Raw genomic sequence first — 12,460 nt, 5'->3', positions numbered from 1 at the left:
TATTAAACTTTTTTAAAGGCTCGTCGGCAGTGAGCGTCAAGTTTTTGCCGCTGCTAAAGTCCCTGGCGCGGCTAAAAACGGCAAAATTTGGTCAAGTTGCTGCAGGCCGTCCTGATAGCCGAGTTCAATCAGACGCCTGGTGTATTTCTGTTCAAACAGCAGATAACTGACCATACTGGAATCTGAATGCTGTCTGATACCACAGGCCCGTAACAGGGTACGGATTGCCATCGGCAGACAAAGGAAATACTCACTGGCCAGCTGATTAAAGTTTTGGCTTGGGTTTAGCAGTAAACTCTGCACCGGCTTGAGCTCAGTTGCAATCTGGTGCTGTTGCAGCAGTTCAACTGTTTTATTGATCCTTTGCATCCGCTCAATATCGGAATTCAGGGTATCGGTAAATACGGTATCCAGCAGATGACCGGCAATAGTAGCCAGATCCGGATGGTGTAAGTGCCGATCTGCCGGTTCAGTAGGGCGCGGATCATCGACCCCGATAATCAGAATTTTGTCAGCACCTAAGTGGATCGGGGCACTGAGCGGCGCCAGTTGATTTACCGAGCCATCGCCAAAATATTGCTGATGGATCCGCACCGAAGGAAAAATCAGCGGTATCGCTGCCGAGGCCATCAGATGATGGATCCCCAACAGCGTGCGCTGGCCACATCTTTTCGCCCGCCGCCAGTCGGTGGCGCGATCGGATTGAAAAAAAGTGATGGAGTCGCCGTTGTTATAGCAGGAAGCTGTTACGGCCAAGCTCGATAAATGCCCGCGCATAATATTACGATCAATTCTTGGCAGATCCAGGATCCGATGCAATAACTGCTTTAACGGCCGGTTGTCCAGTAAACTAACCGGCTTTTTATTGGCATAGTCGGCCTGGAAAGCACTGTATAAATTGCGGGCCTGATGCAACAGCAGGTGCCAGTAATCCGCATAATAAACCTGCTGAGTATGGAAGTTACGCCAGACGGACTCAATTTTCTTTACGCCGAGATGAAAGCAGGAGGCGTAACAACCCAGGCCCGCAACATTAAGGGCACCGGCTGAGGTGCCACACAATATTTTAAAGGGTAGCGGGCTACTGCGCGGGTAGGCGCTGGCAATGGCTTTTAATACCCCTACCTGATAAGCGGCTCTGGCTCCGCCGCCGGTAAGCAACAATGCCGTTTTACTCTCGGTTGACACTTTGGCGTCTGACATAAAGGCCTTTAATGATAAACGCGAAGGAACTTTTTTACGCTCCGGTGTTCTTGGTTTAATATATCGCTGATTTAGCAAGATATTGCAATTGCGACTTTGCTATTGCCAACAATTTTCTCAACCTGCGGGTAACCGTTATGACAAAACAAGCGACTGCGCAATCCTTTTACTATGCAGGTCTGGCTGCGGTAGCACTGGTAATAGTGCTTGCGGTCTGGCTGTTATTTCGCGACAGCTCACCGGTAACGGAGCCAGCGCCCTTGCCGCCGGTGATTCTACCTGAAATCGTTGAAGCTACTCCTCTGCCTGAGCAGCCCGTTACTCTCACTGAGCCAGAAGCAGGACCCGCGGTTACGGATGAACCCGAAAGTGTACAGCCGGAGCAGACGCCGCCTGCACCTTTACCACTGCTGGACGAATCGGATACCGAGCTTGGCCAGGCGCTACTGGCACTGAACTGGAAAGCCGGTTTAGCAGGCCTATTTAATCGCGAAGAGATGATCCGTAATTTTGTGGTGACGGTGGACAATGTGGCGCAGGGGCGTTTGGTCGCCGGCCACCCGGTATTGGCAAAACCCGCCGATGGTTACAAGGTGCAGCAACTCGGCGATGATCGTTATGTTACTGCTGCGGATAACACCTTACGCTATGAGCCTTACCTTCAGCTATTGGAAAGCGTGCCGGCCCGGCAAATCCTGGCGTTAAAACGTCGCTATCAGCCGTTATTGGACGAGGCGTTCGCCGAGTTAGGGTACCCTGATCTGACCTTTGATCAGCGCTTACGGCAGGCAATTAGCGTTTTATTAAGCACGCCTGAGGTCAAACCCGGCGCTGAGTTAAGCCGGCCTTCGGTGATGTTTACCTATGCTGATCCGGCACTGGAAAAGCTGCCGGAAGCACAAAAACAGGTGCTGCGCCTATCGCCGCAGCAACAGCAGCGCTTTAAAGCCTTATTACGCACTTATCAGCAGGCGCTGGGCAATTAGTTGCGGCAGTATACTGTGAGCAGAGTAGGCCTTGCTGCTTTTCTGAGCAAGGCCCTCAGCTTAAGTGTAACAGCCCTTGCATTGCCTCGACCATTTGCGGATAATGCGCGCCTGTCATCACGACAGTTCAATGGTAGCTCCATTGGTCCTCTCGCAATACTAGTAGGCGAACCTGGTCAGGTCCGGAAGGAAGCAGCCATAGTTTATGATGTATGTGCCGGGATGTGGCTGGTGGGGCTGCCACCCAAACAGCCCACTGTATACCAGGTTGTCACTTCTAGGGTTGATGATCTAAAAATTCTCTGGCCCGCTTTACCGCTTCTTTTACCCGCATCATCATTTCAAAGCGTTCACTTTGCGGCAGATAAAACGCCATATCCACTTCAAAGCGAATATAACGCGGTGGCAGCAGATTTAAACTGATACAACAAAGATCGGCCAGATATTCGGCGTCCTTGTCTTGCTCCAGGCCTAATTCCACAATATGGTCCAGCACCAGTTTTTCATAATAGTTGTGAATATCATCATCGAGTTTCATAGCTAACTCCGGTCATAATGTTGTTTAAGCATAATCAGCTTGCCGGCAAAACGCCACAGAAAGATTGTGTTAGGTCAGGGCCTTGTTACAATGCCGCGGTCAAGGTCATCAGGTAACATAAAAATGCAAAAAAATACCACCCCCTGTTATTACGGCGATTATCTGCAGCTGGATAAAATCCTGACTGCTCAGGCGCCGGAAAGTGCCCGTTATGGCCAGGAAGCACATGACGAAACCCTGTTTATTATTGTGCATCAGGTGTATGAACTCTGGTTTAAGCAGATTCTGCATGAGTTAAAGGCTGTGATGGCAGTATTTGCTGAGGCAGAAGTCAAAGATCAGCAACTGACCGGCATAGTGCATAAACTAAAGCGTATTATCAGTATTCAACAATTACTGAATCAACAAATTGCGGTACTGGAAACCATGACACCGCAGGATTTTATGGCGTTTCGCGATTATTTGGTGCCGGCCTCGGGCTTCCAGAGCATTCAGTTTAAGATGCTGGAAATTGGCCTGGGTTTAAAAAGCGAGTATCGCATCGATTTTGATAAGAACTCCTTCTATAGCCGCCTAAAACAGGCAGACCGGGAGTTTTTACAGCAGCTGGAACAAGCGCCAAGTCTGTTTGAGCGGATTGAAAAATGGCTGGAGCGGATGCCGTTTTTGCAGTTTGATGATTTCAGCTTCTGGCAGATGTATCAACAGGCTACTGAGCAGATGCTGCAGCAGGACCAGGCTATCGTTGAGCAGATTGAGCAAATTGCAGAATCTGAACGGCAACTGCAACTGGCCGAGATCGGCCGCACCCGGGAAAAGTTTGCCGCCTTACTGGATGCCGATAAATATCAGCAGTTACAGCAAGAGGGCAGTTTTCGGCTCAGCCAAAAGGCCATGCTGTCGGCACTATTTATTAAACTCTATCAGGAAGAGCCGTTGTTTAACCTGCCGTTTCAGTTATTGACTTGCTTAACGGAAATTGATGAACAGCTGACCATCTGGCGTTATAAGCATGCGATGATGGTGCAGCGCATGCTGGGCAGTAAAATTGGCACCGGTGGTTCTTCCGGCCATGACTACCTAAAGCGTACCACGGAGAAAAACCGGATCTTTACCGATCTCTTTACCATGGCTACCTTTTTATTGCCCAAGTCGGCGTTGCCGGAATTACCGCTGAGTATTAAACGCCAGCTAGGTTTCTATTTCGCGCCACAGCGCTGAGCCCTGAACGGCAAAGGCGGCTTTAAACAACTGCAGGTGCACCTGAGTCAGCGCCTGCAGATCGCGTTGATAGCCGCCACCTATCACTGCGGCGACCGGAATACCGGCGTCATGACAACGTTGCAATACCAGCGTATCGCGTGCCAATACTCCGGCGGTGCTGATATTTAGCAGGCCCAGGTCATCCTGGCGGTGAATATCGACGCCGGCATCATAGAGCACTAGCTCCGGTTGATACCAACGCAGTAAGGTATCCAGGCTCTGGCTTACGGCTTCTAGATAAGTCTTATCGGTGCAGTCCCGCTCCAGGCCGATATCCCAGTCTGAGCGTTGTTTGCGCGCCGGGAAATTCTTTTCACAGTGCAGTGACGCGGTAATAATGCCGCTGTTATCGGCAAACAGTGCTGCGCTGCCATCGCCCTGATGTACATCACAATCAAATATCAGAATCGGCCCGATGCCGCGCTGTTGTATGCTAAGGGCAGCAAAGGCCAAATCATTAAATAAGCAAAAGCCACTGCCCTCAGCATAAAAGGCATGGTGATAGCCGCCGCTTAAATGTAGTGCCAAACCCTGCTCCAATGCCAGCTCAGCGCAAAGTAAGGTGCCACCCAGCGAGGTCAGTGAACGTGTAATCAGCTCTGGCGACCACGGAAAGCCAATCCGGCGCATTGCCCTGGCATCAAGGGTGCCGTGACACAGGGCGTTGACATAGGCCGGCTCATGTAAAAGCTCTAGCGCTTGCGCTTTAATAGCTTGTGGCAGATAAAACGCGCGCTGCGGCACGCCCAGCGCGAGCAGTCGCTGATATAGGGTGCGGTATTTGCCAATCGGATAACGATGGTTTGCTGGTAGCGTTAGTTCACTGTAGCAAGGGTGGTAGATCAATGGCGGTAGCTGGGCAGACATTAGCTTTTCCCGCTTTCCAGTTGCTGGATCTGCTGCTCCACTTCATCGATGGCGCGCCGGCAACGGCCGAGGCGGGCCTGTAGCTGTAATTGCTTAGTAGTGCCTTCCTGACTCTGATCTTGTGCCGCCAGGCGCAGCATATCCTGTAACCGGCTTTCAAATTGCTGATAGTCGGATAATTGCTGATACAGTTGTTGGCTGCTGGCGCTTAGTTGCTGTACCACGGCTTTACTGCGCTGCTTTAGGGTTTTAGCATGTTTTTGCCGCACCGGACTATTCACAAAGGCGCGTAGCAGCGCCTCAATTTGTTGTTGCAAGCGTTCGGTTAGCCGCTGTCTGGCGGCGGCCGATAACTGCTGCCCTTGTTCAGTTAAATGCGCCAGATGACGCTGGCTTTGTGCCACATAATCAGCCAGGTAAGGCGAGTGCACGCTAAACAAGGCGGAATCAAACCAGTGTTGAGGTTTACCTGCTGCCGGTTGCCGATCTAACTCACTGGCCTGTTGCCACAGCTGCTGTAGCTGCTGCGCCAGCCGGGCCAGCTGCGCCTTTGATAAGGTGCTCATCCGCCGTTACTCCAGGCTTGCCAGGCCAGACGCACCGCTATGGCGATCACCACGCAGATAAATACCGGCCGGATAAACTTGCTGCCAAAGCGGATCGCCGAGTGAGCGCCCAGATAAGCCCCCAGCATCAGACACAGCCCCATGGCAATACCGAGGGTAAAATGCACATGTCCCAGCACGATAAAGGCCGCCAGCGAAAAACCGTTACTGACAAAGTTCATGGTACGGGCGACGCCACTGGTTAGCAGCAGATTAATTTTATATAGCGCCATAGTCGACACCATCCAGAACGCACCGGCGCCGGGGCCGGCGACGCCATCATAAAAACCCAGCGTCAGGCCCTGTGCCCGTTGTTGCCAGTACAGTTTTGGCCCGGGTTTGGGTAGTGTCAGGCGGTCATCCGGCTGCATCCGGTTAAACAGGGTATAGATGGCGGCAAACAGGATCAGTAACGGCAGGATCTTTTCTAACAGCGCGGTACTGAGTTGATCGACCACCAGTGTGCCGAGCAGGGCACCGATGGCGGTAAAGACTAAACTGTTGCGCCAGTAATGTGGGTTAAATAGCTGCTTACGATAATAGGTTAAGGAGGCGGTAAAGGAGCCAAAGGTTGCCGCCAGTTTGTTAGTGCCCAGTACCACATGCGGCGGTAAACCGGCCGTCAGCAGGGCTGGTACCGTCAATAAACCACCGCCACCGGCAATGGCATCAATATAGCCGGCGATAAAGGCGACACCACAGAGCAGTAATAAGAGTTCAAAGGTCAGATTCAGATCCACAAGCAAGGCCAGGTCCTGTTAGGTTTACTGCTGCAACAGTCAGTATTGAATGGTTCGGCGAAACGGCGGCAGCGTATCCAGCATAGCCTTGCCATAGCTTTTAGTCACCAGCCGCCGGTCCAGGATCACGATACGACCGTGATCCTGCTCTTGTCGCAGCAGTCTACCACAAGCTTGTACCAGTTTCTTCGCAGTTGCCGGTAAACTCTGTTGTAAAAACGCATTGCCGCCGCGGGCGCTAATCGCCTCGCTTTGGGCTGCCTCCAGCGGCGAGGTCGGCACCGCAAACGGCAGCTTGGTGATAATCAGGTTAGTCAGCAACTTGCCCGGCAGATCCAGACCTTCGGCAAAGCTTTGGGTGCCGAATAAAATACTGCTGCCACCGGCCTGTACCTTTTCCTGATGCAGCTGCAACAGGGCCTGTCGTGAGGCTTCCCCCTGTACCAGTATCGAAAAACCGCTGCTACGCAGCGCACTGGCGACTTCCTGCATCTGCCAGTAAGAGGCAAACAGCACCAGTGTGCCAGCGGGGTGATCCAGATAACCTGGTAATAAACGGATTAGCTCCTGGCTAAAGGTTGGATCGGTCGGCTCACAGCGGGTAGGAGGTAAAATAATTTCCGCTTGCTCGGCATAGGCAAAGGGCGAGTCGACCTGTAAACACTGCAGTGCGTCGAAGTCCAGTAAGCCCAGCTCGCGTTTGGCATGTTCAAAGCTGTTCAGTAGCCTGAGTGTGGCTGAGCAGAGCACCACGGCAAAGGCCGGCTGAAATAATAACTGTTGTAGCTTGTAACTGACACTCAGCGGGCAGGCATGTAAATACAGCGGGCTCTGCGCACTGGTGCGGCTTAGCCAGCGTGCCTGGCTGGCAATGTCTTTTTGTGGTTGCGCCAGCAGTTGCCACAGTTGTTGTTGTTGCTCGAGCCTTAAGCGCAGGCTGGCCAGTTCATGGATCAGCTGCGGTTGGCTGCGCAGCAATTTCGGTTGCTCGGTCAGTTGTTGTTGTAATTCGTTAAGTAGCCGCTCTGTGGTCGTTAAGGCTTTATTGCTGGTTTCTGCCAAGGGTTCGGCCTGTTGCTGCCATAGCCGCGGTAGGGCCGCATGCGGAAAGCGGTACTCTGTTTGCTCAGCTTGATTAAACCACTGCGGTAAAAAGTCTTTTAAACTGCGTTCAACAGGTTTAAGCGCAGCGGCAAAGTCACTGAGTAAGTCATCTAACTTTAACAGGTCTTTTAAGCTACGCTCGGTCAACAGCCCTTGCAGCACCTGCAGTTGCTTGCGGGCCTTCTCCAGCCAGGCTTGTTGCTGGCTTAACTGGGCGCTGGCGCTGAGTAAGTCCCGGCCGCAATCAGCCAGATGATGGGCTTCGTCTATCACATAGATGCAGTCTTCCGCTGCCGGTAACACCGCATTACCTGCCAGCAGATCGGACAACAGCAGGCTATGATTTACCACCAGCACGTCTGAATCAGCAATTTCTGCGCGGGCCAGATGAAAGGGACACTGCAGATGTTGCCGTTGTTGCTTATGACAGATATGGGCATCGGCCTGTAACTGTTGCCACAGTGAATCCGGCACTGCTTCGGTTAGCGTATCGCGATCGCCCAACCAGCGACGGTGTTGCCAGTCACTAAGCAGCCGTTGTAACAAGGCCTGCTGGGCCGCATCCGGGCAAAAATCGGCATCGGCAAATAAGGTGGGTTGCTCAATTAATTGCTGTAAGCGTTCAATACAGGCATAGCGCTGGCGGCCTTTAACCAGGGTAAAGTTAAACTGCAGGCTGCTGTGTGTCAGAAAAAACGGCAAATCCTTATTCACCAGCTGTTCCTGCAGTGCCACTGTCGCGGTGGCAATGACCAGCTTTTTGTTATGGGCCAGCGCATAGGGTAGGCTACCCAAAATATAGGCCAGAGATTTACCGGTGCCGGTACCGGCTTCAATTAAACCTAAACGTTGTTGCCGGTGGTAGTCGCCGGCAATAATTTTGCTGATCTCGGCAATTAGCTTATTTTGCGCGGGGCGTGCCCGGTAACCCGGTAAGTGTTGGCGTAAATTTTGATGGCAAAGCCGGATTTGCTGTTTCAGTTGCTCACTAAGCATAGGCTGTATATCTTTACAGTTTTGCCAAGTTTACCCTGCTTTGGCCGCAGTGACTAGTCGTCAGTTATTGTCACTTTGCCGTGCGCATGATGAGAAAATGAGCAATTGCTCGGTGGTAAGAGCAGTTTTTTATAGTAAGAAATAGTTTACATTTAAAATCAGGCATTCGGCAGTGTTGCTGGTTTTTTATGCGGTTTGGGGCTGGTTGCGGTCAGGTTTTCGGTAAATTGCCGCTGAATTTACGCGAAATGCTAGCTTCTTGTAAAACTTCCGATCTTTTATGGCTGCCGCTGCGGATAGCTTTCGCTCTGTGATGACCAGTATTTATGCAAATTGTTCCGTAAAAGCGGTTGACCCTGCGGAAAAATTGCGTTTATTATCAGGACGCGTTACTCGGGGTCAGTTTCAGTTAATAAGAAATAACCCCGTCTTAAATCCAGTAACTGAAAAACAGAATCACTCAATGTGGTCCAGGGAGAAATACATGTACTCGAATAATAAATTAAGCAAGGCTGTGCGCTTAGCCATCGCTTTCGGTGCCGCTTCAGCGTTCGCCGGTACTGCTGTTGCACAAGACGCACAGCAGGAAGAAGAAGCCGCTAAAGTTGAGCGGATTGAAGTAACAGGTTCACGTATCAAACGTACGGACCTGGAAGGTGCGTTACCAGTAACGGTTATCGATCGTGAAATGATCGATATGTCTGGTCAGCTGTCGGTATCAGACTTACTGCGCGGCACTACCTTCAACTCAACCGGTTCTTTCCGTCCACAATCAGGTAGCTCTGCCCAAGGCACCGCTTCAATCAACCTGCGTGGTTTAGGCTCTGACCGTACTCTGGTGCTGGTCGACGGCCGTCGTCTGCCAAAATCACCTTCAACTGGTGATAGCCAGGATTTGAACTCTATTCCTATCGGTGCGGTAGAGCGGATTGAAATTCTGTCAGACGGTGCATCTGCGATGTACGGTTCTGATGCAATGGGTGGTGTAGTTAACATCATTACCCGTAAAGACTTTAACGGCGTTGAGTTTAACGTCAGCATGGGTGAAGCTTCTGTTCCGAAAGAAGGTGGCGACACTGAAAGCGGTTCAGTAGTATTTGGTTCATCTAATGCCAAAACCAGCCTGATTGGTGGTGTGTCTTGGAACAAACGCGACATCGTATTTGAACGCGATTACCCGTGGGTAGTACCAGGCAGCTCTGTTTATGGTAACAACTGGATCAACGCAGACTTTACCGGTAACTTCTCTGCTATTCCAGGTGGCTGTTCTGAAGAAAACTTTATCGCTACGACAATCTCTGGCGAGCCACGTTGTCAGTACAACTTCAACGCCACTAACGCTAACGAAGCTTCTACCCGCAACGAATCTATGTTCGTTAAAGCCCGTCATCAGGTGACTGACGACTGGCAAGTGTATATGAATGCATCTGCAACCAAGTCTGCTTCTTTCGGTCGTTATGCTCCGGCTCCGGACTGGGCACCAGTATCTGCGACCAGCGTAAACAACCCAACCAACCCGAACGCCTGGTTCTACAACCCGGCTAACCCGAATGCCGTGCCATTTAACCCGGCAATCGGCGCACCACGTGAAATCGAAATTTACCACCGTTACGCCGCCTTAGGTAACCGTGATGGTTACGTAAATAACGAAGGTTCTGACTTCCTGGTTGGTGCTCAAGGTATGTTAGGCAATGTAGATCTTGACTTCGGTGTACGTCGTAACCGCAGCAAGACCTATGATATCGGCTACAACTATATCGTACGTTCTACCGCCTGGGATTATATCGAACGCGGTATCTATGACTTACAGCGTCCAAGTGCGAACGACGAAGATGTGCTGAATGCGATGAAAGCCACTATTTCTCGTATTTCATTCTTTAACCAGGACGAAGCCTATATCAGCGGTTCTTTCGATATGTTCGAAGTTGGCGCCGGTATGGTTCAGGGTGTTCTGGGTGCCGAATACCGTAAAGAAGACTATCAGGATCAGTATGACTCGCTGTCAGAAGCTGGCCAGATTGGTGGTTCAGCCGGTAACTCAGCTGGTGGTGACCGTAGCGTGAAATCAGCCTTCTTCGAAACGCTGGTACCAATTCTGGATAACCTGGAAATGTCGTTAGCTGGCCGTTACGACAAATACTCAGATTACGGTAATGACTTCGCACCAAAAGTGTCTTTCCGTTTTGAGCCAATGGACGGTCTGGTAATGCGTGCATCTTGGGGCCAGGGTTTCCGTGCTCCAACGCTGCCAATCCTGACGCAGAAGACGACCTTCTCTGCGGTATCGGTTAACGATGCGCAGACTTGTGCTGTATTAGGTTCTTGTCCGGTTCAGGTTGACACCTTTATCCGTGCTAACCCTAACCTGAGCTCAGAGCAATCTGACCAGTACACTGTGGGTCTGGCTTATCAGCCAACTGACTGGTTGAACTTCTCAGTTGACTACTGGAATACTAAGATCACCAACAAGATCACCTATTTCGGTCCTTCTACAATCCTGGAGCGTTTAGCTGCCGGTGATTCACTGCCAGCTGGTATCGGTATTACCCGTCGTCAGAACGGTTCTATCAGCGAAGTTCTGGCCGGTTATGGTAACGAGGGTGAAGTTAACACTGATGGTATCGACCTCAACGCCCGCACCAACTTTGACTTCGGTGCTTTCGGTCGTCTGAACCAGAACCTGCAAATTGCCTACACTCGTAACTATGACGAGGGTGGCCGTAATTTCGTGAAAGATCCTGGCTTCCCGCAGATGCGTGCAACCTTACAGAACGTGTATGTGTTCGGTGACATCGATGTGGCCTACAACCTGAACCTGATCGGCAATAGCTTCCGCTGTGGTTTGGGTCAGACTCCAGGTGGTGCTGCTAACCGTAACGGTTGTGTGAACTCAGCTAACGCCCCACGTGATGGTAACTGGGGTACCTATGTGACGCACGATCTGCAAGTTAGCTACAACCTGCCTTGGGATGGTAAGATCACTGTTGGTGCTCTGAACATTTTCGAGAAGTTACCTTCACTGCGCCCATACGACGGTCGTGATTATAACTTCGACCTGTATGATGGTTGGGGTCGTCAAACCTACGTACGTTACAGCCAGTCTTTCTAAGGTTGTAACCCTAAGTTAAAAAGGCGGGCATAGCCCGCCTTTTTTTATCTGTGCAAAACAGGAGTAACAATGGAACACTGGACAGCATACTGGCAAGCAACCACTAGTCTGAACAGTTTTGCTGAGGGCGAAGCGGCAACAGGTTATCAGGGGGAGCTGGCGCATTTTTGGCAGACGCAGTTGGCAGATTTGCCTAATGACGCTTTGATTGCTGATCTGGGCACTGGTAATGGTGCTCTGGCGCTGTTGCTCGCCGAGCAGAGGCTGTTACAGCAGAAAGAATGGCGTATTCTGGCGCTGGATGCGGCGGCAATCCGGCCACAAGCAGGTTTGGCCCAGCAACCCCGTTATGCAGAGTTGGCAGCAACAATCCGCTTTTACCCACAGATAGCGATGGAACAGTTACCTTTTGCCAGAAAAAGTATGGATTTATTAGTCAGTCAGTTTGCACTGGAATACAGTAAGTTAGAGCTTAGCCTGGCCGAAGCGGTGCGGGTATTAAAGCCTGGTGGCCGCTTGGTAGCGATCATGCATAGCCACGAGACAGCTCTGGCAAAAGACAGTGCGTTGGCGTTATCGGTGATGACAGCACTTAATGCTGGCAACGGTATCCTTGACCGGATCCAACAGCTATTGCAATTGGTCACTCACCTATATGCTCAGCAGCAGCTACCAGAGCATAACGCCGGGTTTATACAGGCTAACCGTCAGCTATTAACGCAGGTTAAGCAATATCAGCAGCAACTCTCTGTGGCGGAGCTGGACTGGTTTCAGTATCTGTTTGCACCCTTTGCGGCACTATTGTTCCAGCCTAAAGCAGAAAACAACCAACAATTTTTGCTACTCAGACAACAACTGAACTACTACCGGCAACGACTGGCCGATCAACAAGCCGCTTGTATTACACCGCTTCGTCGGCAGTTAATAGATCAGTTAATGCAACAGCTGGGCTGGCAAACTTCCTGGCAGGAACTCAGGGTCGAGAGAGAGCTCTTTGGCCTCAGCCTAACCAGTTTTGCTTGCTAACGCTCGGGCTAAATGTAACTAAA

Annotated in this window: 10 protein-coding genes and 1 other RNA gene; 5 read left to right on the top strand and 6 right to left on the bottom strand. The window is 51.1% G+C overall.

Going from position 1 to position 12,460, the window contains the following annotated elements; all coding sequences use genetic code 11:
- Positions 1–36 precede the first annotated feature (36 nt).
- The gene (locus H1D31_RS12365) at positions 37–1,203 is read right to left on the bottom strand and encodes a patatin-like phospholipase family protein (RefSeq protein WP_261259178.1); all 1,167 of its coding nucleotides are present in this window, start codon (positions 1,201–1,203) and stop codon (positions 37–39) included.
- A 137-nt stretch (positions 1,204–1,340) separates the two neighbouring features.
- On the opposite strand from H1D31_RS12365, the gene H1D31_RS12360 reads away from it, so the two are divergent.
- Positions 1,341–2,189 (top strand): DUF3014 domain-containing protein, encoded by an 849-nt coding sequence (locus tag H1D31_RS12360; protein WP_261259177.1) that lies wholly within the window; start codon positions 1,341–1,343, stop codon positions 2,187–2,189.
- A 140-nt stretch (positions 2,190–2,329) separates the two neighbouring features.
- Positions 2,330–2,426, top strand: an RNA gene (gene ffs / locus H1D31_RS12355) — signal recognition particle sRNA small type.
- 40 nt (positions 2,427–2,466) lie between these two features.
- On the opposite strand, the gene H1D31_RS12350 is transcribed toward ffs, so the two are convergent.
- Complete coding sequence (locus H1D31_RS12350) at positions 2,467–2,727, bottom strand: late competence development ComFB family protein (protein ID WP_008607418.1); 261 nt, start codon at positions 2,725–2,727, stop codon at positions 2,467–2,469.
- 123 nt (positions 2,728–2,850) lie between these two features.
- On the opposite strand from H1D31_RS12350, the gene H1D31_RS12345 reads away from it, so the two are divergent.
- Positions 2,851–3,948, top strand: coding sequence for a tryptophan 2,3-dioxygenase family protein (locus tag H1D31_RS12345; RefSeq protein ID WP_008951409.1), 1,098 nt, complete (start codon positions 2,851–2,853; stop codon positions 3,946–3,948).
- On the opposite strand, the gene H1D31_RS12340 is transcribed toward H1D31_RS12345, so the two are convergent.
- Genes H1D31_RS12340 through dinG form a run of 4 tightly spaced genes read right to left on the bottom strand, consistent with a single transcriptional unit; the run spans position 3,919 to position 8,302 of the window.
- Positions 3,919–4,857, bottom strand: a complete 939-nt coding sequence (locus H1D31_RS12340) for a histone deacetylase (protein ID WP_261259175.1) — start codon at positions 4,855–4,857, stop codon at positions 3,919–3,921. The genes H1D31_RS12345 and H1D31_RS12340 overlap by 30 nt on opposite strands.
- A complete protein-coding gene (locus H1D31_RS12335; protein WP_261259174.1) occupies positions 4,857–5,423 on the bottom strand; it encodes a primosomal replication protein in 567 nt (188 codons plus the stop codon). The genes H1D31_RS12340 and H1D31_RS12335 overlap by 1 nt, the downstream gene beginning before the upstream one ends.
- Entirely contained in the window at positions 5,420–6,208 is a 789-nt protein-coding gene (locus H1D31_RS12330; RefSeq protein ID WP_261259173.1) for a sulfite exporter TauE/SafE family protein, read from the bottom strand. Before H1D31_RS12330 ends, H1D31_RS12335 begins: the two co-directional genes overlap by 4 nt.
- A 33-nt stretch (positions 6,209–6,241) precedes the next feature.
- Complete coding sequence (gene dinG / locus H1D31_RS12325) at positions 6,242–8,302, bottom strand: ATP-dependent DNA helicase DinG (RefSeq protein WP_261259172.1); 2,061 nt, start codon at positions 8,300–8,302, stop codon at positions 6,242–6,244.
- A gap of 484 nt (positions 8,303–8,786) precedes the next feature.
- On the opposite strand from dinG, the gene H1D31_RS12320 reads away from it, so the two are divergent.
- Together H1D31_RS12320 and H1D31_RS12315 are read left to right on the top strand one after the other, a co-directional pair.
- On the top strand, positions 8,787–11,411 hold the full coding sequence (locus H1D31_RS12320) for a TonB-dependent receptor plug domain-containing protein (protein ID WP_261259171.1): 2,625 nt from the start codon (positions 8,787–8,789) through the stop codon (positions 11,409–11,411).
- 69 nt (positions 11,412–11,480) lie between these two features.
- Positions 11,481–12,437, top strand: coding sequence for a class I SAM-dependent methyltransferase (locus H1D31_RS12315; RefSeq protein WP_261259170.1), 957 nt, complete (start codon positions 11,481–11,483; stop codon positions 12,435–12,437).
- The last annotated feature ends 23 nt before the right edge of the window (positions 12,438–12,460 follow it).

Origin of the sequence: Alishewanella sp. BS5-314, from assembly GCF_025377695.1 — a bacterium.
In the GTDB taxonomy this organism is placed as follows: Bacteria; Pseudomonadota; Gammaproteobacteria; order Enterobacterales; family Alteromonadaceae; genus Alishewanella; species Alishewanella aestuarii.
Note: the sequence above shows the minus strand (reverse complement) of the source record. Positions and strands in the feature narration are given on the sequence as shown.